23 protein-coding genes and 1 pseudogene are annotated in these 25,482 nt (G+C 40.7%); 4 read left to right on the top strand and 20 right to left on the bottom strand.

The window, feature by feature from the left end; genetic code table 11:
- Nucleotides 1–6: 6 nt before the first annotated feature.
- The 8 genes from HT678_RS04800 to parE form a co-directional block, all read right to left on the bottom strand.
- Nucleotides 7–1,029, bottom strand: a complete 1,023-nt coding sequence (locus HT678_RS04800) for a branched-chain amino acid aminotransferase (protein WP_023936685.1) — start codon at nucleotides 1,027–1,029, stop codon at nucleotides 7–9.
- Nucleotides 1,030–1,163: 134 nt separating this feature from the next.
- Nucleotides 1,164–3,635, bottom strand: a complete 2,472-nt coding sequence (gene parC, locus HT678_RS04795; protein ID WP_078929788.1) for a DNA topoisomerase IV subunit A — start codon at nucleotides 3,633–3,635, stop codon at nucleotides 1,164–1,166.
- Nucleotides 3,636–3,988: 353 nt separating this feature from the next.
- Complete coding sequence (locus HT678_RS04790; protein WP_050222938.1) at nucleotides 3,989–4,549, bottom strand: GTP pyrophosphokinase; 561 nt, start codon at nucleotides 4,547–4,549, stop codon at nucleotides 3,989–3,991.
- Nucleotides 4,546–5,406 (bottom strand): aminoglycoside 6-adenylyltransferase, encoded by an 861-nt coding sequence (locus tag HT678_RS04785; RefSeq protein ID WP_050222937.1) that lies wholly within the window; start codon nucleotides 5,404–5,406, stop codon nucleotides 4,546–4,548. The genes HT678_RS04790 and HT678_RS04785 overlap by 4 nt, the downstream gene beginning before the upstream one ends.
- A 64-nt stretch (nucleotides 5,407–5,470) precedes the next feature.
- Nucleotides 5,471–6,073, bottom strand: coding sequence for a Fic family protein (locus tag HT678_RS04780; protein ID WP_050222936.1), 603 nt, complete (start codon nucleotides 6,071–6,073; stop codon nucleotides 5,471–5,473).
- A gap of 34 nt (nucleotides 6,074–6,107) precedes the next feature.
- Entirely contained in the window at nucleotides 6,108–6,926 is an 819-nt protein-coding gene (locus tag HT678_RS04775; RefSeq protein WP_050222935.1) for an Eco47II family restriction endonuclease, read from the bottom strand.
- Complete coding sequence (locus HT678_RS04770; protein ID WP_050207868.1) at nucleotides 6,923–7,924, bottom strand: DNA cytosine methyltransferase; 1,002 nt, start codon at nucleotides 7,922–7,924, stop codon at nucleotides 6,923–6,925. Before HT678_RS04770 ends, HT678_RS04775 begins: the two co-directional genes overlap by 4 nt.
- Before the next feature lie 23 nt (nucleotides 7,925–7,947).
- Nucleotides 7,948–9,891: a DNA topoisomerase IV subunit B gene (gene parE / locus HT678_RS04765; protein ID WP_172924632.1), complete on the bottom strand. Its 1,944-nt coding sequence runs from the start codon at nucleotides 9,889–9,891 to the stop codon at nucleotides 7,948–7,950.
- A 135-nt stretch (nucleotides 9,892–10,026) separates the two neighbouring features.
- Between parE and plsY the strand changes: the two genes are divergently transcribed.
- A complete protein-coding gene (gene plsY, locus HT678_RS04760) occupies nucleotides 10,027–10,668 on the top strand; it encodes a glycerol-3-phosphate 1-O-acyltransferase PlsY (protein ID WP_023936666.1) in 642 nt (213 codons plus the stop codon).
- 37 nt (nucleotides 10,669–10,705) lie between these two features.
- Here the strand turns inward: plsY and HT678_RS04755 are convergent, their stop codons facing one another.
- The 9 genes from HT678_RS04755 to HT678_RS04715 all read right to left on the bottom strand — a co-directional run bounded on the left by HT678_RS04755 (nucleotide 10,706) and on the right by HT678_RS04715 (nucleotide 19,072).
- Nucleotides 10,706–11,662, bottom strand: a complete 957-nt coding sequence (locus tag HT678_RS04755; RefSeq protein WP_023940960.1) for an ABC transporter permease — start codon at nucleotides 11,660–11,662, stop codon at nucleotides 10,706–10,708.
- Between the two features lie 2 nt (nucleotides 11,663–11,664).
- Entirely contained in the window at nucleotides 11,665–12,723 is a 1,059-nt protein-coding gene (locus HT678_RS04750; RefSeq protein WP_172924631.1) for an ABC transporter permease, read from the bottom strand.
- Nucleotides 12,716–14,251 (bottom strand): ABC transporter ATP-binding protein, encoded by a 1,536-nt coding sequence (locus HT678_RS04745; protein ID WP_000929841.1) that lies wholly within the window; start codon nucleotides 14,249–14,251, stop codon nucleotides 12,716–12,718. The genes HT678_RS04750 and HT678_RS04745 overlap by 8 nt, the downstream gene beginning before the upstream one ends.
- Before the next feature lie 143 nt (nucleotides 14,252–14,394).
- Entirely contained in the window at nucleotides 14,395–15,447 is a 1,053-nt protein-coding gene (locus HT678_RS04740) for a BMP family protein (protein ID WP_050222932.1), read from the bottom strand.
- An 89-nt stretch (nucleotides 15,448–15,536) separates the two neighbouring features.
- A complete protein-coding gene (locus HT678_RS04735) occupies nucleotides 15,537–15,926 on the bottom strand; it encodes a cytidine deaminase (RefSeq protein WP_050207872.1) in 390 nt (129 codons plus the stop codon).
- On the bottom strand, nucleotides 15,913–16,575 hold the full coding sequence (deoC, locus tag HT678_RS04730) for a deoxyribose-phosphate aldolase (RefSeq protein WP_050207873.1): 663 nt from the start codon (nucleotides 16,573–16,575) through the stop codon (nucleotides 15,913–15,915). Before deoC ends, HT678_RS04735 begins: the two co-directional genes overlap by 14 nt.
- Nucleotides 16,576–16,594: 19 nt before the next feature.
- The gene (locus tag HT678_RS04725) at nucleotides 16,595–17,872 is read right to left on the bottom strand and encodes a pyrimidine-nucleoside phosphorylase (RefSeq protein ID WP_050207874.1); all 1,278 of its coding nucleotides are present in this window, start codon (nucleotides 17,870–17,872) and stop codon (nucleotides 16,595–16,597) included.
- A complete protein-coding gene (locus HT678_RS04720) occupies nucleotides 17,869–18,459 on the bottom strand; it encodes a class I SAM-dependent methyltransferase (RefSeq protein WP_078374311.1) in 591 nt (196 codons plus the stop codon). The genes HT678_RS04725 and HT678_RS04720 overlap by 4 nt, the downstream gene beginning before the upstream one ends.
- A gap of 208 nt (nucleotides 18,460–18,667) precedes the next feature.
- Complete coding sequence (locus HT678_RS04715; RefSeq protein ID WP_050207875.1) at nucleotides 18,668–19,072, bottom strand: hypothetical protein; 405 nt, start codon at nucleotides 19,070–19,072, stop codon at nucleotides 18,668–18,670.
- Nucleotides 19,073–19,271: 199 nt separating this feature from the next.
- On the opposite strand from HT678_RS04715, the gene coaA reads away from it, so the two are divergent.
- The 3 genes from coaA to HT678_RS04700 all read left to right on the top strand — a co-directional run bounded on the left by coaA (nucleotide 19,272) and on the right by HT678_RS04700 (nucleotide 21,061).
- Nucleotides 19,272–20,192 carry a type I pantothenate kinase gene (gene coaA, locus HT678_RS04710; protein WP_050207876.1) on the top strand — a complete coding sequence of 307 codons (921 nt, stop codon included), beginning with the start codon at nucleotides 19,272–19,274 and terminating at the stop codon, nucleotides 20,190–20,192.
- A 67-nt stretch (nucleotides 20,193–20,259) separates the two neighbouring features.
- Nucleotides 20,260–20,496: a 30S ribosomal protein S20 gene (gene rpsT, locus HT678_RS04705; RefSeq protein WP_001274000.1), complete on the top strand. Its 237-nt coding sequence runs from the start codon at nucleotides 20,260–20,262 to the stop codon at nucleotides 20,494–20,496.
- Nucleotides 20,497–20,548: 52 nt separating this feature from the next.
- Nucleotides 20,549–21,061 (top strand): DNA topology modulation protein, encoded by a 513-nt coding sequence (locus tag HT678_RS04700; protein ID WP_000684199.1) that lies wholly within the window; start codon nucleotides 20,549–20,551, stop codon nucleotides 21,059–21,061.
- A gap of 94 nt (nucleotides 21,062–21,155) precedes the next feature.
- Here HT678_RS04700 and deoD read toward each other — a convergent pair whose 3' ends face one another.
- The 3 genes and pseudogenes from deoD to HT678_RS11920 form a co-directional block, all read right to left on the bottom strand.
- The gene (gene deoD / locus HT678_RS04695) at nucleotides 21,156–21,866 is read right to left on the bottom strand and encodes a purine-nucleoside phosphorylase (protein WP_000022090.1); all 711 of its coding nucleotides are present in this window, start codon (nucleotides 21,864–21,866) and stop codon (nucleotides 21,156–21,158) included.
- A gap of 760 nt (nucleotides 21,867–22,626) precedes the next feature.
- Nucleotides 22,627–23,547 carry a thiol-activated cytolysin C-terminal domain-containing protein gene (locus HT678_RS11925; protein WP_283225753.1) on the bottom strand — a complete coding sequence of 307 codons (921 nt, stop codon included), beginning with the start codon at nucleotides 23,545–23,547 and terminating at the stop codon, nucleotides 22,627–22,629.
- A pseudogene (locus HT678_RS11920) lies at nucleotides 23,539–25,353 on the bottom strand (discoidin domain-containing protein); the annotation flags it as partial. The gene HT678_RS11925 and the pseudogene HT678_RS11920, both read right to left, overlap by 9 nt.
- Nucleotides 25,354–25,482 lie beyond the last annotated feature (129 nt).

Genomic DNA, 25,482 nt, shown 5'->3' with positions numbered 1-25,482 from the left:
ATATTTTTAATCTACTTTTACAATCCAACCTTCTGGCGCTGGAATATCACCAAACTGAATACCTGTCAATTCATCATAGAGTTTACGAGTCACAGGACCTACTTCTGTTTCGCTATAGAATACATGGAAATCATTACCGTGTTGAATGCCTCCAATTGGAGAAATAACCGCTGCTGTACCACAGGCACCTGCCTCTACAAAACGGTCAAGGTTATCAATTGGAACATCACCCTCAATAGGAGTTAAACCCAAGCGGTGTTCTGCCAAATAAAGCAAAGAATACTTGGTAATAGATGGCAAGATAGATGGACTCAATGGTGTTACAAATTCATTATCAGCTGTAATTCCAAAGAAGTTAGCTGATCCGACTTCTTCAATCTTTGTATGTGTTGATGGATCTAGGTAGATAACATCTGAGAAATGACGTGACTTGGCCAATTTCCCTGGCAAGAGACTGGCAGCATAGTTTCCACCAACCTTAGCCGCACCTGTACCATTTGGAGCAGCACGGTCATATTCATCCTGAATCAAGAAGTTGGTTGGGACCAAACCACCCTTAAAGTAATTTCCAACTGGCATAGCAAAGATAGTAAAAATATACTCCTCTGCTGGTTTTACCCCGATAATATCTCCGACACCAATCAAAAGAGGGCGAAGATAGAGGGTTCCACCTGTTCCGTATGGTGGTACGTATTCTTCATTGGCACGGACAACTGCTTTACAAGCTTCTACAAACATTTCTGTCGGAACTTGTGGCATCAAGAGACGGTCACATGTCCGTTGCAGGCGTTTGGCATTTTCATCAGGACGGAACAGTTGAACACTGCCATCCTTAGTACGATAAGCTTTCAAACCTTCAAAGGCTTGTTGACCATAGTGAAGACTTGGAGAAGACTCTGAAATATGCAAGGTTGCATCTTCTGTAAGTTCTCCTTGATTCCATTGTCCATTTTTAAAATGAGCAATATAGCGATAAGGTAATTTCATATAGGAGAAACCAAGGTTTTCCCAATCAATCGTTACTGTCATATTCCACTCCTTATTCTAAAAACCTATTTCTTATATTCTACACTATTTTTCTAAAATAGCAAGTATATTTTGTAATTTTCAGAAAATTTCTTCAATAAAAAGAACCAGCTCTTAGAACTGACTCTTCATTTCACTTATTTAGCTTCTGTAAATACTTCTTTAAGATAAGCGTCAAAAACTTCTTCATCTGAAATCGTGTCAGAAATGAAGCTTCCATTGCTAGTGCGTTCTGACAAGTTCAAGTCTTGCAATCGGCTTTCATAGATTGTTCCTTTATTGGATTGGACAAGCAGAATTTGATCGTTCCCGTCCACTTCTGTACTGAAGAGGTCACCAACGAAGCCTTGTTCTGCAACTGCACCAGCCAAGAAGACACGGTGCGGTTTGTTTTTCAACTCACGCAAGACTTGTAGTCCTCGTTTGGCACGGCTGGTTGCCGGAATTTCGTCAATAGAAACACGTTTCAAACTTCCACGTTGGGTCAAGAGGTAGAAGGATGAGGTATTGCAAATAAAGGCAGACTGGAGAACATCATCTTCTTTCAAGTTCATAGCCTTGACCCCTGCAGCCTTGGCACCGACAACCGGAACCTCTTCAATATTGAAACGAAGGGCATAACCGTTTTGGCTAATCAAGACAACATCATCCAATTTAATTGGAGCCACTGCTACAATCTGGTCTGTCTCGTCTTTGAGCTTAGCATACTTGACAGACTTAGTTTTATAGGTCCGCCATGGAGTGAATTCTTTTCGTTCTACCCGTTTGATTTGACCAAGACGAGTAGCTGCAAAATAAGTTGTCGCATCATCAAACTGATCCACAACTTCCACATAAAGGATTTCTTCATTCGTTTCAAAATTGGTAATAGTTTGGCTCAAATGCTCTCCGATGTCCTTCCAGCGAATATCTGCTAATTCATGGATTGGTCTGTAGATGACATTTCCAAGAGTCGTGAACATCAAGAGATGCTGGGTTGTCTTGGCAGATTGAACAAAAATCAAACGGTCGTCATCACGTTTGCCAATTTCCTCTAGCGTTGAAGCCGCAAAGGAACGCGGGCTGGTACGCTTGATGTAACCTGCCTTGGTTACGCTGACGTAGGTATCTTCCTCGGCGATCAGACTAGCTGTATCAATCTCGATTGCTTTCGCAGTGTCTTCTAAAGTACTCAAACGTGGAGTCGCAAATTTCTTCTTGACCTCACGAAGTTCTTTCTTCATGAGATTGTACATGGTCCGTTCATCACCGATAATCGCCGCAAGCATAGCAATCTTTTCACGAAGTTCTGCTTCTTCTTCCTGCAAGACAACTACGTCTGTATTGGTCAAACGGTACAGTTGCAAGGTTACGATAGCCTCAGCCTGTTCTTCCGTAAAATCATAGCTAACTTTGAGGTTTTCCTTGGAGTCAGCCTTATTCTCAGAAGCGCGGATAAGAGCAATGACTTCGTCCAAAATCGAAATCACACGAATCAAACCTTCGACAATATGGAGACGCTTCTCAGCCTTCTCCTTGTCAAAGCGGGAACGAGCCAAAATCACTTCACGACGGTGGGCGATGTAGCTAGACAAGATTGGAACTATCCCAACCTGACGAGGCGTGAAATTGTCAATCGCCACCATATTAAAGTTGTAGTTGATTTGCAGGTCTGTGTATTTGAAGAGATAGTTGAGAACGAGCTCCGTATTAGCGTCTTTTTTGAGCTCAATCGCAATACGAAGACCATCACGGTCAGACTCATCACGAACCTCAGCAATGCCTGCCACCTTGTTATTGACACGAACATCATCGATTTTCTTGACTAGATTGGCCTTGTTGATTTCATAAGGAATCTCAGTAATAACGATTTGTTCCTTACCACCTTTTAGCTTTTCAATTTCAGTCTTGGAACGAACAACCACGCGCCCTTTCCCAGTCTCATAAGCTTTCTTGATTTCATCACGACCCTGAATAATAGCCCCTGTAGGGAAGTCTGGTCCAGGCAAGAATTCCATGAGTTTATCAATCTTTGCAGTTGGGTGGTCAATCATGTAAACTGCAGCATCTATGACCTCAGCTAAATTATGGGGAGGAATGTCTGTGGCATAACCAGCCGAAATCCCAGTCGAACCATTGACCAAGAGGTTTGGAAAGGCTGCTGGCAAGACTGTCGGCTCTTTCTCGGTATCGTCAAAGTTCCAAGCAAAAGGAACAGTCTTTTTATCGATATCTTGAAGAAGGTAGCCAGCAATTTCAGACAAACGCGCCTCAGTATAACGCATAGCCGCAGGCGGATCTCCGTCCATAGAACCGTTGTTACCGTGCATTTCGACCAAAATCTCACGATTTTTCCAGTCCTGTGACATACGAACCATGGCATCATAGATGGAACTGTCACCGTGTGGGTGGAAATTCCCCATGATATTCCCGACAGACTTGGCCGACTTACGATAGCTCTTGTCAAAAGTATTTCCATCTTTATTCATCGAATAAAGAATACGACGCTGAACCGGCTTCAAGCCATCACGAATATCTGGCAAAGCCCGGTCTTGAATAATGTACTTGGAGTAGCGACCAAAGCGCTCTCCCATGATGTCCTCTAGGGACATGTTTTGAATGTTAGACATATAGGATACAGAGCCCGTAAAATACCAAGTGAAAATAGAAAATTCTTGAAGTAAGCAAGCTCACCAGAGAATTTATCTTTTTCACGCATCATTTAGGGCGTGTTCAACTCCTTTCAAAGAATATAGAGTATGTGTAATGATAAAAGGATTAGTCCAATGTTCAGTTACCGTAAGTAACCAAACTATCCTTTCTGTAATTTAATATGTTGCTTCAGTTAACAAGGAATTTCACATAGCATTTAGGGCATGTTCAATTTCTTTCGAAGAATGTAGTGTATTTTTTATGGAAAAAGAAAAAATATAGAGTAAGTGAGTTTCATCCAATTCCTGTATCGCCATTTCCACTTGAAAGTCTACTCCACAAATCCTCGTTTATACTTGATATGACTGGCGATATTGCTATCTACATCTTTCTTATCCCAAAGTTGGAGTTCCCATGGGTAGTAAAAATTACTTTTATTTTTAAAATAGATATGAATACCGACATAGCCATCTTTATCACGTAAATACCAGTTTTTTAGTCCGTACAGCTCTTGCCAATCATCTAGTTTCTCCATAACTTGAGCTATCTCTTTGGAACTTAAAATCATACGAGCACCAAAAATATCATTAAGAATTGAATTCACAGGATAGCCCTCTTGACGCTCTGAAAAACGTGTAATTTTATCTAAAATAGACTCAGAAGTTTTGACACGATAAACATAGGCAATATCTTGGACATCCGCTTTCATCAGATAATCATTAATTGACTCATGTAAATTCAGACGGTAGGCCAAAATCGCTTTAGTCGGAACTTTTGAAAAGGTATGCTTGAGATTGATTTTTTCCACCTTACCCGTTTCAAAATAATCTTTAGAATATTCTCGATGAATACGATTAATCTCTGTAATGAGGCGTTCCACTTTTTCAATCATGAGTCTTCTCCTCTCGCTTTTTCATTTTTCCAGTTATTCCCAAACTTCTTCACTCTTTCCTTAGCATACTCAATCATCTTCTCAGCCACTTCTTTATCGTAGTCAAATCCCATTTTTTGAGCAAGAAATTGAGCTTCTTGGTGGAAAAGTTGCATCGTAGCCAATAAAGACTGAGTAATTTTATCTATACTTGAAAAATCAAGCAAATCTGAGAATTCCTTTTCTTTATCAGTGGGTAAATAGTTAAAAAGATACTTATAATTCTTGCCGACGTCTACTGTTCCCTTATCACTTGCGACCTGCCAAGCCAAGATTTTCAAGAGTTCTTGTTGGCAAATACCATAGAGATGGTCAGTAGCATAGAATACCTGCTTGCGACAAATCCCTTTGACAACGTAGGCTGACACCCACCAAAATTCATTACAGGAATTTTTAAAATCCGTTTCAGTAGCTGGGGTTATCCAGTGACGCTTTGGACTGGGAGAATAGGACTCAAATAAGTCCTTCTCATCTTCCAAAACTATGAATTTCGACTCGCTATCTACCCATTCTTTCATGTGTTCTTTAGGACATAGGGTTAAATCAATGCGGTTACCATCCTCAAAGAGCATGAGATAAAGATGTCGCTGGTCAAGTAGGACATGCTGTTCAATCAGGCGTTTGCCAAAATGCTCCAACCAAGAAAGGTCACTCGTCAGATTATCTAAATCATCCACGACATAGACCACGTCATAGTCTTGAAATTCATCTTTTAGGGCCTTTGGATTTGCCCGTGAACCAGACATGGCGACAGCTTTAACTTGTAAAGTTTTGGCAGTTTGTAAAATCAGATTTAGCATTTCTGTCTCAGCTCTCATGTCAGTACCTTCTCATTTTATAGATTACTAGGTGTCTACTTCTTCTTACTGGATAGTTTTTATATTATAATTCCCTTGTCTTGTAAAGACTGTATCCTTCGTAGTAGTATGAAGCATCTACTCCCTTAAAGAAACTGGTCTGACTGAGGTCATCCGTCAAGTTATTGAGGAGTAAATACTTGAGTTCTCCAGTCGATACTGCACTACGCTTCATGGCATTCAGGTATTCATCCTTATCAATGGCGTTCCAATCTACCACCTTACCCAGCTTCTCACGAAGCATACAATCTAGCCAAATCCGCATGGCGCGTCCATTTCCCTCACGGAAAGGATGGGCAATATTCATATCCGCATACTTATCAACCACTTGATCAAAATTGTCATGAGGAAGTTTGTCAATATACTGTAAGGATTGCTCTAAAAAAATACGGGGGGCAAATTGAAAGTTATCCTTTGCAATATTGACATCACGGATTTTTCCAGCGAAATCATAGATACCTGAAAAAAGATAGTGGTGAATAGCTGACAGCCCTGCAAATGTCCCAACTTCCATCTTGAACAAGTCTCCTGTCTGAAAAAGCAGGGCGGCTTGTTTTTTTGTCAGTTTTTCTTCTGCATCTGCCAGCTGGGCTGAGTTTGTAATGCCTAGTTTATTTTCCAATACCATATCTTCCCCTTATTAACGCCATTTTGTTATGAAATCATGTTCTATCAAAACCTAAATAAGTTGAAAATCCTAGAAGATAGATCACTCTTGCAACTGCCAATTCACTATCATCTTCAATATTTCCTTCTGCTTTCATAATGATTTCTTCAAAAACAGTATCATTTGGCACGATCTCTGTTCCCATTTTTTCTACTGCCTTCTCAGCTACTGATGGTAAATTCATACACATCTTATAAAAGGCATCTTTTTCACCCGTTACCATGAAATAAAATTGATCCAGGCTAACTCTACGAATAAATTTGTGACCAACTTTTTCCCCGTCAACTTTAGGTTCCCATTTAATATTTTGAGATTGCTTTGAAATTGCTTCGACCAAGAAACAGGCACAATCGTCATCCTTCAATAACTGATTTTGCATCTTGATAAAAGTCTTCCCTGATGATGCAGAATTCATAGTATTGTGTTTATTTTTCATTTCAACATAAATTCTACTTACACGCGAACCATCAGGTAAAGAAATTCCTTCTGGATTCTCATATATAACATCCCAGCCACCTTCTTTTCCATTATCTGGGACACGACAATTCTTCATATATCTGAAAATAGTTTGATGGAAATAGCCAATATCATTATTATTTGATTTATCTCTTTGGCGAAAAATTTCATTACTAATAATTTCATCCCAAGAACTACGATAAACCGACTTATCAAAAATTAATTTTACAGGATCTACAATATTCTTATTAAATCGTTTCAAATCAAAAGATTTCAATTTTTCACCATACTTCGAAATAGTATCCTGAACATGTTTTAAAAAATCTTCTTCACTAATAAAATCTACATCCCAAGTCATAATTGCTCCAAACTTTCTTTTATCTTTATCCCCACTTCATAAGCCAAGTTAACTGGAACAGCATTCCCCACTTGCTTATATTGATTTCCTATGCTCCCTTGGAATATCCAATCATCTGGAAAACTTTGAATGCGAGCATTTTCACGAACTGTAAAAGGACGAGCCTCCAATGGATGGCAACGTTCTGTTTGTTTTTGGGTAGGAGATGTTAAAACTGTTAAAGATGGTTCATCTAAACTCATTCTTCTCAAAATACCTGTCCTGCCCCCAGTCATATCCCAAGTTGACTTCATATACTCTTTTGCAATATCTTCTGGAATATCACGCCAATAGCCACCTGGGGGAACTAATTCAAAAATTTTTCTCTTGTAATCAGAATATTGTGCACCAACACTAGGCGGACTATCTAATAATATATCTCTCAATACTGGCTTATATTCATGTGGTTCTGGATAATCAAACGAAATAATATCAGCTAAGTCATTTCTAACCCCAACCATAATCATACGTTCACGTTTCTGAGCCACTCCATAATCCCAGGCATTTAAAACCTTCCATTTAACCGTGTAACCTTCATCCGAAAAAATATCCATAATAGTTCGAAATGTTTTTCCATGATCATGAGAAACTAGGCCACGTACATTTTCAAAAACAAACATTTTCGGTTGAAGTTTATTTAGAAATATTGCATAGTGGTAGAATAATGTACCTCGAGCATCCTCTAAACCTAAACGTTTCCCAGCATAAGAAAAAGCTTGACAGGGAGCACCTCCGCTCAACAGTTCTAGTTCTCCCTTTTTTATATTAAAATATTCCTCCAAATCAAGAGATGAAATATTTGCAATATCATCATGAATGACATTCCAACTAGGTCTGTTGTGTTTCAATGTTGCCGCTGCTGCTTTATCAAACTCAATCAAACCAATGGCTTCGAATCCAGCTTTTTCTATTCCAAGTGCCAAACCACCTGCACCTGCAAATAATTCAATAACTCTCACTCTTATTTCCTCTTTAAACTAACTTAAAACACTGTCGCTTCTTCCAGCGTAAACCTGACATTATCTTCAATCCACTTACGGCGTGGTTCGACCTTATCTCCCATGAGAACATTGACACGACGTTCGGCGCGTGCTAGATCTTCGATGGTGACACGTATGAGGGTACGGGTTTCTGGATTCATGGTTGTTTCCCAGAGCTGGTCCGCATTCATCTCACCAAGACCTTTATAACGTTGGAGTGTAGCACCTTTACCGAACTGCTTGCGGAGTTCTTCTAGCTCTCCATCCGTCCAAGCGTAGGCTACTTCTTCTTTCTTGCCTTTACCTTTTGACATCTTGTAAAGAGGCGGAAGGGCGATGTAGACATGACCTGCCTCAACTAGGGGACGCATGTAGCGGTAGAAAAATGTCAAGAGTAAAGTCTGAATGTGGGCACCGTCGGTGTCCGCATCGGTCATGATAATGATCTTATCATAGTTGGTATCTTCAATAGAGAAGTCTGCTCCAACACCTGCACCGATGGTATAAATCATGGTATTGATTTCCTCATTTTTTAGGATATCCGCCATCTTGGCCTTGGCTGTATTGATAACCTTACCACGAAGAGGTAGGATAGCCTGGAATTTACGATCACGACCTTGTTTGGCAGAACCACCGGCAGAGTCCCCCTCGACTAGATAGAGTTCATTCTTAGCTGGATTCTTGGACTGGGCTGGGGTTAATTTACCAGACAGCAATCCCTTATCTTTCTTATTTTTCTTGCCATTTCGGCTCTCATCACGTGCCTTACGGGCTGCCTCACGAGCATCACGGGCCTTGATAGCCTTGCGAATGAGATTAGAAGCCAATTCCCCATTTTCCATAAGGAAGAAGGTCAACTTATCTGCCACAATTCCATCCACAACTGGGCGGGCAAGAGGGCTTCCTAGTTTGTCCTTGGTCTGTCCTTCAAACTGGAGGTGTTCTTCAGGGACTAGAATAGAGAGAACGGCTGCTAGCCCCTCACGATAGTCTGATCCTTCAAGGTTTTTATCTTTTTCCTTGAGAAGACCTGTCTTACGCGCGTAGTCGTTCATAACCTTGGTAATAGCGGACTTGAGTCCTGTCTCGTGCGTTCCACCGTCCTTGGTGCGAACGTTATTAACAAAGGACAAAATATTATCTGAAAATCCGTCATTGTACTGGAGGGCCACTTCCACTTGAAAACCATTGTCTTCCCCTTCAAAGTAAAGAACCGGCGTCAATGTTTCCTTGTCTTCGTTCAGATAAGAAACAAAGTCCTGCACCCCATTCTCATAGTGGAATTCAATCGCTTCATCTGTTCGTTTATCAGTCAAAGACAAGGTCACATTTTTCAAAAGAAAGGCTGATTCATTGAGGCGTTCTGAAATGGTATTGTATTTGAAGTCTGTCGTAGAAAAGATAGTCGCATCAGGCATGAAGGTAACCTTGGTACCTGTTTTAGTCTTGGGTGCAGTACCGATTTTCTTCAAGGTCGTGACAGGTTTTCCACCATTTTCAAAACGTTGCTTATAGATTGCCCCGTCACGGATAATTTCAACTTCTAACCAACTAGAAAGGGCATTAACAACGGAAGAACCCACCCCGTGCAGACCACCTGATGTCTTATAACCACCTTGACCGAATTTCCCTCCGGCGTGAAGAATGGTAAAGATAACCTCAACAGTTGGAATTCCCATAGCGTGCATACCAGTTGGCATCCCACGTCCATGGTCTTGAACCGTTAAACTGCCATCTTTATTGATGGTCACATCAATACGGTCACCAAATCCAGACAAGGCTTCATCGACAGCATTATCGACGATTTCCCAGACTAGGTGGTGGAGCCCAGCGCCATCGGTCGATCCGATATACATCCCTGGACGTTTTCGGACCGCATCCAACCCTTCTAGCACCTGAATGGCATCATCATTATAATTATTAATATTGATTTCCTTTTTTGACACAAGGAACCTCCTATTCGTTCATCTTTACTATTCTACAGGTTTTCCAAGGATTTTGCAAAATTTTTCTTTCTCCGCTGTGACAATTTCAGAAGAGATTCTCTGCCTTTCTTCTCCATTTCATGATATAATAGGAGTATGATTACAATAGTTTTATTAATCCTAGCCTATTTGCTGGGTTCGATTCCGTCTGGTCTCTGGATTGGACAAGTATTCTTTCAAATCAATCTGCGTGAACACGGTTCTGGAAATACTGGAACAACCAATACTTTCCGCATTTTAGGTAAGAAAGCTGGTATGACGACCTTTGTGATTGACTTTTTCAAAGGAACTCTAGCAACGCTTCTTCCAATTATGTTTCATCTGCAAGGCGTTTCGCCTCTCATCTTTGGACTTTTGGCTGTTATTGGCCATACCTTCCCTATCTTTGCAGGATTTAAGGGTGGTAAGGCTGTCGCAACCAGTGCTGGAGTGGTTTTCGGATTTGCGCCTGTCTTCTGTCTCTACCTTGCAGTTGTTTTCTTTGGAACCCTCTATCTTGGTAGTATGATTTCACTATCTAGTGTCACAGCATCTATCGCAGCCGTTATCGGAGTTCTACTCTTTCCACTTGTTGGTTTTATCCTGAGTCACTATGACCCTCTCTTCATCGCTATTATCCTAGCACTTGCTAGTTTGATTATCATTCGTCATAAGGACAATATCGCTCGTATCAAAAACAAGACTGAAAATTTGGTCCCTTGGGGATTAAACTTAACCCATCAAAATTCTAAAAAATAAACGCCAGTTTGAACAGAACTGACGTTTTTTTGTATACTTATTTTGATTTGATATAGTTGATACCATCTGCTTTTGGTGCAACTGCTTTTCCAAAGAAGGCTGCCAAGACAAGAATTGTCAAAACATAAGGTGCGATTTGAAGATAAACCGCAGGCACACCTTGTAGGAACGGTAATTGAGAACCGATAACAGCCAAACTTTGTGAAAGTCCAAAGAAAAGACTAGAAAGCATGGCTCCGATTGGATTCCATTTTCCAAAAATCATAGCAGCAAGGGCGATAAATCCAGGTCCAACAATAGTTGTCACTGAGAAGTTAACTGAGATTGATTGAGCATAAATCGCTCCGCCAATTCCACCTAGGAAACCTGAAATAATAACCCCTAAATATCTCATCTTGTAGACATTGATTCCCAACGTGTCCGCTGCTTGAGGATGTTCACCAACAGAGCGGAGACGAAGACCAAAGCGAGTTTTGAAGAGAATAAACCAAGCAAGGAACGAGAAGGCAATCGCCAAGTAACCAAGAAGGCTAGTTGACTTGAAGAAGATATCACCGATTACTGGGATATTTGCCAAGACTGGGAAATCAAAGCGTCCAAAAGTCTGACTTAGGTTGTCGGTTTGTCCTTTGTTATAAAGGACTTTCACTAAGAAAACAGCCAAGGCTGGCGCCATCAAGTTCAATACCGTACCGCTGACAACATGGTCTGCACGGAAATGCACCGTCGCAGCTGCGTGAATGATAGAAAAGATTCCCCCTACCAATCCTGCTACAAGCAAGGATAGCCATGGAGTTGCTGCTCCAAATTGTTCTGCAAATTCAAGGTTAAAGACAACTCCAGAAAAGGCACCCATAACCATAATTCCTTCAAGACCGACGTTTACCACACCACCACGTTCAGAGAAAACACCACCAATACTTGTAAAGATGAGGGGTGCTGAATAAATCAGCATAGAAGACACCAAGAGGGTGAGCAAGGTTGTAATAGACATCTTTACTTACCTCCTTTAACTTGTTTTTTCGGTTTGACAAAGCGTTCGATAAGGTAATGAACACCGACAAAGAAGATAATAGACGCTGTTACAATGCTAACAAGCTCAGACGGTACCTGCGCCGCATTCATACCAGGAGCTCCAACTTGGAGAACACCAAATAGAAAGGCTGCAAAGAGAATACCAATTGGTGAGTTGGCCGCAAGCAGACTAACCGCCATCCCGTTAAATCCAACAGCCAATGACGCCCCTTGAACATAGACATTCTGGAAGGTTCCAAGTCCTTCAACAGCTCCACCAAGACCTGCCAAGGCACCTGAAATAATCATTGATAGGATAATCGTTCGTTTTGCAGAAATACCAGCGTATTCTGAAGCATGTGGATTAAGACCAACAGCACGGATTTCAAAACCAAGGGTTGTTTTCTTGAGCATGAACCAAATAACTGCAACAGCAATGATGGCAAAGAAAATACCAATATTCATCCGCGAATTACCAGTCAACTCAGCCAACCAAGGGGTCTGATAGGTTGCATTAGCCCCAACACGAATGGTCGAATCTGTACTTTGCATAAAGTCTTTAGGGAAGGCATGGATAAAGGCATTCCCTACATACAAGACAATGTAGTTCATCATGATGGTTACGATAACCTCTGAAGTCCCGAGATAAGCTCTCAAAACACCTGGAATAGCTCCGACAATCCCACCAGCAATCAAAGCAATCACGATAGTTGCTAGAATCATCAAGGGACGTGGCATATCTGGATGCGACAGGGCAAACCAACCACTGAGAATCCAACCTGCCAAAGCCTGACCAGGAAGCCCAACGTTAAAGAAACCTGCACGACTGGCAACAGCAAATCCAAGACCAATCAAGACCAAAGGCCCCATTGCACGGAAGATTTCTCCAATCCCACGCAGGCTACCAAAGGCTGTATAGAACAATTCTTCGTAGCCCCAAATAGCATCATAGCCGAAGATCCACATGACAATGGCTCCAAGTAAAATTCCAAGGAAGACAGAGATCAAGGGAACCGAAATTTGTTGTAATTTTTTAGACATCACTCTTCTCCTTTCCCAAGTTTCCACCAGCCATCAAGACACCAAGTTCTTGTTTATTGGTTGTTTCTGGTGACACAATACCTTGAATCTTACCATCATGAATAACGGCAATACGGTCTGAGACGTTTAAAATCTCATCCAATTCAAAGCTGACAACTAGAACAGCCTTACCATTATCACGCTCTTCAATCAAGCGCTTGTGGATATATTCAATGGCACCGACATCCAACCCACGAGTTGGCTGGCTGACGATAAGGAGATCAGGATCACGATCAATTTCACGAGCAATAATTGCTTTTTGTTGATTTCCTCCTGAAAGTGCAGCTGCAGGAACAAATTCACTGGCAGCACGAACATCAAATTCTTCCATTAGCTTTTTAGCATAAGAAGTAATATTTGAATAGTTCAAAATTCCATTTTTACTATGTGGTTCTTTGTAGTAGGTTTGAAGGGCAATATTTTCAGAAATCATCATCTCTAAAATCAAACCATCACGGTGACGGTCTTCTGGAACGTGCCCAACACTTAGCTCTGTAATTTGTCGTGGATGCAAGCCTACAATTGAATCTCCTTTTAGCTCAATGCTACCAGATTCAACCTTGCGAAGACCTGTGATGGCTTGAATCAGTTCAGACTGACCATTTCCATCAATCCCCGCAATTCCAACAATCTCTCCAGCACGAACATCCAAGGACAGATTTTTCACAGCTGGGACACCGCGGTTTTCATTGACCACCAAGTCTGTAATAGACAAGACCACTTCTTTTGGTTGAGAGGCTTGTTTCTCCGTTTTAAAGGAAACAGAACGTCCCACCATCATTTCTGCCAAATCAGCATTGGTAGCCCCTGCAATTTCGACGGTTTCAATTGATTTCCCACGACGGATAACTGTAACGCGGTCAGAAACTGCGCGAATCTCGTCCAACTTGTGGGTGATCAAGATAATTGATTTTCCTTCTTTGACAAGATTTTTCATAATAGCCATCAACTCATCAATTTCTGATGGAGTCAAAACAGCCGTTGGTTCGTCAAAGATAAGGATATCAGCCCCCCGATAAAGGGTTTTTAAAATTTCTACACGTTGTTGGGCTCCGACTGAGATGTCTGCTACCTTGGCAGAAGGGTCAACAGCTAAGCCATAACGTTCAGAAAGAGCCTTGATTTCTTTGCTAGCTCCAGCAATATCTAGTACACCATTTTTAGTCAATTCACTTCCTAAAATGATGTTTTCAGCCACCGTGAAAGCTTCTACCAACATAAAGTGCTGGTGAACCATTCCGATTCCCAAGCCAGCTGCTTTAGATGGTGAATCGAGATTGACAACTTGACCGTTGACCGCGATTTCACCACTAGTTGGTTCAAGAAGTCCTGCTAACATGTTCATGAGCGTGGACTTTCCAGCCCCATTTTCTCCTAAAAGTGCATGAATTTCACCCTTTCGTAGGTGCAGGTTGATGTTGTCGTTGGCAACAAATTCGCCAAACACCTTGGTAATATCACGCATCTCTATGACATTTTCGTGTGCCATGTGCTCTTCCTTTCAGAGTCTTATTTTATTTCAATAAAACTTGCTAGTTTGTCTAGTAGCAAGCTTTACTGAGACAAAATGACTTTGTCTCAACTCTTAAAAAAGCGACCGAGGGCCGCTTCCTAAGAAATGACTTCCATCCATTATTTTGCAGGAACTTTTACGCTTCCATCAAGGATTTTAGCTTTAGCATCTTCGACAGCTTTTTTACCTTCTTCTGAAAGGTTTGTTACTGCCAAGTCAACCCCTTTATCTTTCAATGAGTAAACGATCACTTGACCGCCAGGGAATTCACCTTTTTCTGCCTTGTTAGAAATATCTTTTACAGTTGTACCAACTTGTTTCAAAGTAGATGCAAGAACAAAGTTTGATTCTTTGCCATCTTTAGAAGTGTATTTACCTTCTGCTTCTTGGTCACGGTCAACACCGATAACCCAAACTTTTTCATTTTCAGGACGGCTTTCGTTGAGTGATTTTGCTTCTGCAAAGACACCAGCACCTGTACCACCAGCTACTTGGTAAACAATATCTGCACCAGCTGCGTATTGTGCTGCTGCAATTGTTTTACCTTTAGCAGCATCACCAAATGAACCAGCATAGTCAACTTGTACTTTGATAGATGGGTCTACTGAGGCAACACCTGCCTTGAAACCAGATTCAAAACGAGAGATAACTTCTGACTCCTGTCCACCTACAAAACCAACTTGTTTTGTTTTAGTTGTTTTGGCTGCAGCTACACCTGCAAGGTAACCTGACTCATTATCAGCGAAAGTTACGCTCGCAACATTCTTTTTATCTTTAATCACATCATCAATCAAGACATAGTTCAAGTCAGAATGTTCTTTAGCTGCTTCTTCAACCGCATTGTGAAGGGCAAAACCAACACCGAAGATTAGGTTGTAACTTCCAGCCGCTTGTTGCAAGTTGTTAGCGTAGTCAGCTTCACTTGTTGATTGGAAGTAAGTGAAACCGTTATCTTTTGAAAGATTGTGTTCTTTACCCCAAGCCTGCAAACCTTCCCAAGCTGATTGGTTGAATGATTTATCATCAACACCACCAGTATCAGTGACGATTGCTGCTTTTGTCTTCACATCAGAAGATGAATCTGCCTTACGAGAAGAGCGGTTACCACATGCAGCAAGTCCAACTGCTGCCACTGCTACTAGGCCAAGACCTAGCCATTGTTTCTTGTTCATTACTGAACCTCCTAAATAAGATGTGCAACGATGTTGCAAGTATGGATTGGTTGGCCACAAGGACCGTGCCACTCAGAGAGCGACTCAGACTAAGTTAAGTCTGTAAAAGAGTATGGAAGTAACTCCCCGACCGTCATCTCGACCGTCGATTTATCTTTTGCGACTAAGGTCACTTTTAGATCTTGTTCAAAAAATTCGACCATTACTTGGCGACAAGCACCACATGGTGAGATTGGTTTTTCAGTCTGTCCATAGACAATCAATTCTGAAAACTCTCTTTGTCCTTCAGATATAGCCTTAAAAATGGCTGTTCTCTCACCGCAATTGGTCAAAGGATAGCTAGCATTTTCGATATTCACTCCCGTGTAAACACTTCCGTCTTTGGCTACTAAAACTGCTCCGATAGGAAAGTGAGAATAGGGGACATAGGCTTTCTTGCTGGTTTCAATTGCCAGTTCAATCAACTCAGTAGTCGCCATCTGCCAATTCTCCTTTTAGAATTGCTACTCCAGCTGACGTTCCGATACGGGTCGCACCTGCTTCGACAAAGGCAAGAGCATCCTCATAAGAACGAGCTCCACCAGCAGCCTTGACACCCATATCAGACCCAACTGTTTCACGCATCAATTGAACATCTGCTATCGTAGCGCCACCAGTTGAAAAGCCAGTAGATGTTTTAACAAAATCAGCTCCTGCTTTTTGGGCTAATTGACAAGCCACAACTTTTTCTTGATCTGTCAGAAGGCAAGCTTCAATAATGACTTTCACTAACTTGTCACCACTTGCTTCTACAACAGCACGGATGTCCGATTCAACCAAGGCTAAATTACCTGATTTGAGAGCCCCAACATTGATCACCATATCAATCTCATCTGCACCATTTTGGATAGCTTCTTTTGTCTCAAAAGCTTTCACAGTTGAAGTTGTTGCTCCCAAAGGGAAACCTACTACTGTGCAGACCTTGACATCTGTGCCTTCAAGCTCTTTTTTAGCATGTTCAACCCAGGTCGGATTAACGCAAACACTGGCAAAATCATACTCTCTAGCCTCAGACAACAAACAATCAATTTGATTTTCTGTTGCATCTTGTTTTAAAAGCGTATGATCGATATATTTATTTAATTTCATATTCGGATTCTCCTGCGGTTTATGAGATAATTTCTATAATTTCTCGTAAACTTTGCACCCTATCATTTATTTTAACATATTTTTGAAAATCTGTAACTAGCTGATGAGAAATTTTTCCATTTGTGTATACTTTTGCAACAATTTCTCCCTTTTGAACGGAATCTCCAACTTTCTTTTCAAAAACAATTCCTGTTTCATAATCCAAGGCATCAGACTTGACTGCACGGCCTGCCCCCAGTCTCATAGCATAAAGCCCAAATTCCATAGCTGGAAGAGCTGAAATAACACCCGTCTCCTGAGCAGGGATTTCCACCACATGGGACACATTTACAGGACGATAGAGGTCTTCTAAGTCTCCACCTTGGGCTTGGACCATTTCCTCAAACTTAGCCAGCGCTTGGCCATTTTCAAGATGTTGGCGAACTTCTTCAACTGTTTTATTTACATTTGCCAGACCAAGCATAATTTGAGCCAATTCACAAATAAAGTGGGTAATATCCTGACGTCCTTGACCTTGTAGAATCTCCAATGCTTCAAGGATTTCCAGACGATTTCCAATCGCACGCCCTAAAGGCTGGCTCATATCCGTAATCACCGCTACTGTCTTCCGGCCAACAGCCTTACCAAGTTCCACCATGGTTTGAGCCAACTCACGCGCCTCATCAACCGTCTTCATGAAGGCGCCCTCACCGACAGTTACGTCTAGCAAAATAGCATCCGCTCCTGCCGCGATTTTCTTGCTCATCACCGAACTCGCAATCAAAGGAATCGTGTCGACAGTTGCGGTCACATCACGGAGGGCGTAGAGAAGTTTATCTGCTTTAACCAGCTGGTCTGATTGCCCAATGACAGATACACCAATATCCTGAACCTGACGAATAAAATCCTCTTGACTGCGCTCGACTTGATAGCCTTTAATGGACTCCAATTTATCAATTGTCCCACCAGTATGACCAAGGCCACGACCACTCATTTTTGCCACAGGCACACCAAAGCTAGCAACAAGAGGAGCTAAAATCAAGGTTACCTTATCGCCGACACCACCAGTAGAATGCTTGTCAACTTTCACACCATCAATGGCAGACAGGTCAAACTCTTGCCCTGTCTTGACCATCTTCATGGTCAAATCAGATATTTCTCGAGTCGTCATTCCTTTAAAATAAACAGCCATAGCAAAGGCAGACATCTGATAATCAGGAACAGTTCCTGATACATAGCCTTCTATCAGCCATTCAATTTCACTTGAAGTCAGTTCTTGACCGTCTCGTTTTTTTTGGATTAAATCAACTGCTCTCATTCTTTCACACTTCTAAGGATATAGTATCCCTTATCTTTTTTAAGGATTTCACAATTGCCAAACACATCTTCCATCTTAGACTTGGCACTTGGAGCCCCTTGTTTTTTCTGGATGACGATGGTCAAATCTCCACCAATTTCCAAGAAATCTTTACTTTTCTCGATAATTTCATGAACGACTTTTTTTCCAGCACGAATAGGGGGATTGGAAATGACATGTTCAAATTTCCCTTCAACTTGTTCATAGATGTTGGACTGGAAAATCGTCGCTTCTACTTTATTTCGTTCAGCATTTTGTCGCGCCAAACCCAAGGCACGATTATTGATATCGACCATGGTAGCCTGAACGCCATAAGCCTTAGCTAAAGACAAGCCCAAAGGTCCGTAACCACAGCCTACATCAAGGACAGTTTCTCCTTGGTTGACCTCCAGACACTTGAGCAAAAGCTGACTTCCGAAGTCAACCATCTTCTTGCTAAAAACACCTGCATCCGTCAGAAAGGTCATTTTTTCTCCCAACAATTCTACTCTCAACTCATGAATGTCGTGAGCAGCGTCAGGATTTTCTGCATAGTACATTTTATTCATAACCCTATTCTATCATATTTTGGATCGAATTGTAAATCGTTTACATATCCAAAATAAAACAAAAAGATTGAAGGAAGGTGCGTTACAATAGCTCCCCTTCAATCTCTTTCAACTTTTATAAGCAACTTGTATTTCATCTAGGACTACAGCTATCATTGCCATGATAAAACAACAAATTTATTGTCTATAATCAAGCGCATTTTTATTACTATTGCTTAACCTTCAGATACTTAATTATCAACAAAATTCCCAACAAAATATTTAGATAAAAGCCCAATTGATACGTTTGTGTCAGGATTTCCAAACTTGTCCAAAGTCGTATCAAATCTTCTAGTGACATGCGGAAGAAATAACCCTCTGTCGCAATCCATAGAACTAAAAAGCAATAACTACCAGCAGCAAGCCATTTCGCCCATCGTTTTTTTAGGAAGAAAGCAATCAAAAGCGAACAGATAAAGACAGCTGTTACAATGGCATGTTCCATCAAAAAAGTAAAACCGTAATAGATTTCCACAAAGCGTCTACCATTATCCGCATTGACTCCTTTTATAAAAGGTAAGGCAAAACTTAAAATAAAACAGAGTTCCAATAGGTAACGTTTCAAGATTTTCATAGTACACCTCCTATAAGTTATAAACCCCAAAGCCCCCTTTATAGCTGATAAGTCAGTAGAAAGCAGCTCCTACTTCATCAATAAATTGTTCATCCTCTATCTACTTATATTATATACTATTGACTTACCACATTCAAGAAACCGCTTTATTTTTTTAACTTTTTATGGTATGATAGACAAAATATCTAGGGGAAAACAAATGACCAACGAATTTTTACATTTTGAAAAAATCAGTCGCCAGACTTGGCAATCTTTACATCGAAAGACGACACCTCCTTTGACAGAAGAGGAATTAGAATCCATCAAGAGTTTTAATGACCAGATTAGCTTGCAGGATGTTACCGATGTCTATCTCCCCCTAGCCCATCTCATCCAGATTTACAAGCGTACCAAGGATGATTTGGCCTTTTCAAAAGGGATTTTCCTTCAACGTGAAAGCAAATCCCAGCCTTTTATCATTGGGGTTTCTGGGAGTGTTGCCGTTGGAAAATCCACAACCAGTCGCCTACTTCAAATCCTACTGTCCCGTACACTTACAGATGCTAGGGTTGAGTTGGTAACAACTGACGGCTTTCTCTATCCCAACCAGACCTTGATTGAACAAGGGATTTTAAATCGTAAGGGATTTCCTGAAAGCTATGATATGGAAGCTCTTCTCAACTTCTTGGACTGCATCAAAAATGGACAAGATGTGGATATTCCTGTCTACTCTCATGAAGTCTATGACATCGTCCCTGAAGCAAAACAACGAGTAAAAGCTGCTGACTTTGTGATTGTCGAGGGGATTAACGTCTTTCAAAATCCACAAAACGAGCGTCTCTATATTACTGACTTCTTTGACTTTTCCATCTATGTTGATGCTTCAGTTGATGACATCGAGAGTTGGTATCTAGACCGTTTCTTGAAAATCCTGAGCCTAGCCCAAAACGACCCTGATAGCTACTATTATCGTTTTACACAAATGCCGATTGGGGAAGTGGAATCCTTTGCCCATCAGGTCTGGACCAGTATCAATCTCACAAATCTACAAAATTATATTGAACCAACTAGAAATCGTGCAGAAGTGATTCTTCATAAAACAAAGAACCATGAAATCGATGAAATTTACTTAAAAAAATAATTTTCCCTTGTCAAAACGTAAGTTTTCAGATATAATGGTATAGTTAGTAAATATGGAGGTAAGAACATTGGCAAACATTAAATCAGCTATCAAACGCGCTGAATTGAACGTTAAACAAAACGAAAAGAACTCAGCTCAAAAATCAGCTATGCGTACTGCTATCAAAGCTTTCGAAGCAAACCCATCTGAAGAACTTTTCCGTGCTGCTAGCTCAGCTATCGATAAAGCAGAAACTAAAGGTTTGATTCACAAAAACAAAGCAAGCCGCGATAAAGCTCGTCTTTCAGCTAAACTTGCTAAATAAGAAACAGTCCATAGAGGCTGTTTTTTTGTCTCCAAATAGGAAAAGGTAGAAAATGAAAATTGCAATTATCGGATATTCTGGTGCTGGTAAGTCAACGCTAGCTGAAAAGTTATCTCTCTACTACTCCATCCCAAAACTTCATATGGACACACTCCAATTTCAACCTGGTTGGCAAGACAGTGACCGTGATTGGATGTTAACCGAGATGAAAAATTTTCTCACCAAGCATGAAGCTTGGGTCATCGATGGTAATTATTCTTGGTGTTATTACGAAGAAAGAATGCAGGAAGCTAACCAAATCATCTTTTTAAACTTCTCTGCTTGGAATTGTTTGCTAAGAGCCTTTAAGCGCTATTTAAAATACAGAGGAAAAGTGAGAGAAAGCATGGCTAAGGGATGCCCCGAGCAATTCAACTGGGAATTTATTCGTTGGATTCTCTGGGATGGTCGAACAAAAAATGCTAAGGATAGATACCAATATTTAAACAATACTTACCCAGAAAAGATGCGTATTCTCCATTCTCAAGCAGAGATTGATTGTTTTTTGCAATCTCTTAAAAAATAGACGGTAGAGCAACATTTCATTAAGGTCACAGTATGGACTGAATGACTAAAAAAGGAAGATTTTCATCCAGAAAGTCTTCCTTTTGTGTTCTCTTTTATTCAGCAATCAAGGTTTCTAATCCAACCTTCATCATATCGGTGAAGGTATTTTGACGTTCTTCTGCAGTCGTGTCCTCATCTGGATTAACCAAGCTATCAGAGATTGTCATAATAGCTAGCGCGTCAACATGGTGTTGGGCTGCCAGATAGTAAAGTGCTGCTGCTTCCATTTCCACAGCCTTGACTCCCCATTTACCAAGCTCGATGTTCTTTTCAAAGTAGTTTGAATAAAAGACATCAGATGACAAAACGTTCCCAACGTGGGTTGTCATACCGAGATTTTTGGCAATATGATAAGCCTTATCTAGCAAATCAAAGCTAGCGATTTGTGGGAAATCGTACTGTGGCCAGTCATTGCGGATGATGTTAGAGTTGGTTGCAGCTGCCTGCGCCAAAACCAATTCACGTACGTGGACATCTGCATTCAAAGATCCTGCAGTTCCCACACGAATCAATTTTTTCACTCCGTAGTCAACAATTAACTCACGCGCATAAATCGAAATAGATGGCATTCCCATCCCAGTTCCCATAACAGATACACGGTGACCCTTGTAAGTACCAGTGTAACCAAACATGTTACGCACTTCGTTAAAACAAACAGCATCTTCAAGGAAATTCTCCGCAATAAATTTCGCACGAAGAGGATCCCCTGGAAGAAGAATTTTATCAGCAATTTCACCCTGCTGAGCAGCAATATGGATAGACATAATTTATGATACAAAGAGCGACAAGAAAACGACTGAAAATTAGGAATCTGACGAGAAATCCTGATTTTTCAGTCAGATTATCTATTTTCCAAGTTTTCCGCTCGTGTTCAAATCAGAACACACGCTCTACCTTTCTTTATTTTATATTGAGAAAGATACCAAACCCGTCAAAAAGCAAAGGGAAAATAGGAGTTGGGCGCAGTGAGCGATGCTCGCTAGACCAACTATCTTTTTCCCACTGCTTTTAGGGTGGGGTCAATTCCTTTCTTAATTTTGATGATATTGAGAAGATTAGAACGGCTTCAATTCAAACCCGAACTCCCCTTCTCTTCTGAGTTTTTAGAAAAGTTTTCCGCTCGTGTTCAAATCAAAACACGCGCTCTACCTTTCTTTTTTATATTTTATATTGAGAAAGATACCAAACCCGTTAAAAAGCCAAAGGGAAAATAGGAGTGGGGCGCAGTGAGCGATGCTCGCTAGACCAACTATCTTTTTCCCACTGCTTTTATGATGGGTTCAATTCCTTTCTTTCTTAATTTTGATAATATTGAGAAGAGTAGATCGGATTCAATTCAAACCCGAACTCCCCTTCCTTTCTAAGTTTTTAGAAAAGTTTTTCCGCTCATGTTCAAATTAGAACACCTCACTATACCTTTCTGTTTAATTTTGTTCTCTCACAGATAGCTACCTGAGTTCTATTCAAGCTCAGGTAGTACTTTCTTATAAACTAAATCATCTCATTCTTGAATAGTAGGATTTTTTACAAGACATCGTCATCAGAAATCTTAGAATTTAATGTTGTTCCCCAATGGGTAATTTTACGGTGGGGTTGAGCTAAAATTGGTCTGTTTTCATAGATTGTTTGCCATCTATTCCATAGTAGACCTGTCTTTTTCTCAATCTTAATTCGCAGATTTCTCATGTTTCCTTTGATTGGGAGGTTGAGGACAAAACCTGCAGTCTGGTTGCGACCGTTTCCTTCCCAAGAACGACTACGAACAACTTGGTTTCCATCTTTGTCTACTGTAACTTCTTCCCAAGTTATAGAGTAGCGGGCAATATAAGCTCCACTATGTTGAATTGTCAATGTTTTGTCTTTCACAGGCGTTTGACTGATTGGTTGAACTGGCTTAGAAACTTGTGTCGCCGTCTCACCATTCGTAGCGATAAAGCGGAAAACTTCTACTTCTGCAAGACTGAGGGCTTGATTGTTCTTACGTAGTTGCACACGAACACGGCGTCCCAATTTCCCATTTAATTGAACATCCAAGCTCGTTCCGTCAAGTTTAGCAACATACTGTCTAGCAACTTCTTTCCCTTTTTCATCATATAAAATCACATCAAAGTCTGACAGACGTTTAGAAAGCTCTCCATCCCCACGGTTATGAAGGCGAACAAGTCCTACCTGTTCTGTACGACCTAAATCAACTTCCCACCAAGGCTGGTTTTCAAATTTTGTATGGGTAATTGATTGCTGGCTATAACTACTATTGGTATTGCCATCCAAGGCACGACTAGCATCTCCACCAAAATCAGTAGAACTTTGCTTAGCTTGTTTTTTCCAAGCGATATTCTCAGCACGATATACTTGGACTTCTGCAAGACTGAGGGCATTATAGCCTTCTAGCTCAATCCGAACATAGCGCGCTTTTTTATGGTTAATCGCAATTTGTGCTGACACATCTTTAAGAGATGTTATTCGTTTTCTCTCAATTTCTTTACCAGAACTGTCTAACAGAATGACATCAAAGTTTGCCAATCTATCCTGGGCAGTGTCTGTTCGGTTGTAAATATTGATTTGGCGAATGGTTTCTTCTTTAGCCAAATCTACTTGCCACCAAGGCTTAGATTGGAAGTTGGTATGAGTGACAGAATTGTGACCATAGTTACCATCAACTTTGCCATCCACAGCTCTTCTAGCATCTCCTTCGAAAGCTGTCGAACTTTGAGTAACCTGTTTCCCTAAGGTAATATTTTCCATTGGTTCCGCGCTTGGTTGACTAGAAGATTGGGGCAGAGCCTGTTTCTTAAAGAATCGCACTTTATCCAATTTTGGATCACGATAACCATGTTTATCCAAGGTAGTTCGTTTACCAATATTAAAGTTAGGAATATCATTCATTCGACTTTCAAAATAGCCACGAGAACGGTGTTTAAAGCGTGAATTACCTGTAAATGTAACAATATCACGATCGTTATGAATCAAGGGAGTCACAACATTATCATTATCAACCACATAATGCTTAATTTTTCCACTAACAGCTAATTTACGGCTTTCCAAACCAACATCCCAGAAATCATTCTCAGCATTCCAAACCGCTCTGGAAGTAATCACTTTAGGCGCACTGAAAGTCGTCACTTTTCGCAATACATGGTTATAAAAATCAGGATATTTTTGGTAAGCTTCAACCGCTGCAATCTGAGCTAGGTAGCCTCCAAGAGAATGGCCTGTCATATACAACTTGGTAATACTTGTATCCTTGGCTAATTCCCCAACAACCTTGCGGATATCATCCGCTTGCGCTGGTTTATTTCCTCCTAACAAAACAAAATCTGCACTTAAATCTTTTGCATCATTCCGTCTTGTTCCACGTATAGCCAACATGTGCACCGTTCCATCTTTGAGATAAGGAAGGTCGCTCTTGGTCTCAAATAAGAAAGCATCCAAGCCACTATCTGTATGATAGGCTTTTTTCATCTTCCAGAAAGAAGCCAATTCATTGTGCATGAGTTTGTATTCTTGACGGTCAAGATAGAGACTAGGGAAAGGATTCTTATGATCTAAAATTTTCTCAATATAATCATCGTCTCGATAGGCTAACTCCATAAAGAGAAGAGAATCACGGTCTGTGACATACCATTCTTTCTTATTGTCATCTTCTCCATCTGCCAAACCATCCCCATCACTGTCTGCTAGCAAGGGATGACTGTTATATCCTAGATAATCCTTACCATCTTTGTTGTACACATAAAGTTCATCTTTGTTTTTGATGCCATCTTGGTCATCATCCCCTTCCAAATCAAGAACTTTTTCACCGTAGAGAGATTCATCAATCAAATCATTTTCTAAATGCAATTCCCCTTTGGAAATCTTCACCAAATCTTCTGCTGTTAGAGAACGAGTATTTGTTGGTTTTTCTGTCACAGCTTCTTCTTTAGTTTCTTCTACAGGAGCAAGAATAGGTAAGTATTGAGCTGGCTCGGTTATCTCTACTTTTGACTCTTCCCTTTTGTTTTCAAGAACTTCACTTGCTTCCGGAAGCGTTTGAGGAGCTAGTCTTGACTCCTCTCTAAGAGGAGTTTCTAGTTTTGGAGTAGCATTTTCCGGCTCTCTCAATTCCTCCTTAGGATCTAGCACTCTTGTTGCCACTTCAGATGTTACATCTTGCTGTAGTTCATTGGCTGAAATTCCAGCTGGAGCTAGAAATGCAAAGCCGACTGCAACAGATACAACTCCGATACTTAATTTTTTTATGCCAAAGCGCATCATTCGTTGACCAATTTTCATTATTCTTTATCTTTCTTTTCGTTTATTTGTAAGCAGACTCAAGCGAAATCTCCTTGTCCCCTATATAGGACAAGACTGAGAAATTCAGAAAGTAATACTCTTCGAAAA

Source organism: Streptococcus sp. 3167, assembly GCF_013277175.1.
GTDB lineage: Bacteria > Bacillota > Bacilli > Lactobacillales > Streptococcaceae > Streptococcus > Streptococcus pseudopneumoniae.
The sequence above is the reverse complement of the archived record's forward strand: the minus strand, read 5'-3'. Positions and strand labels throughout refer to the sequence as shown.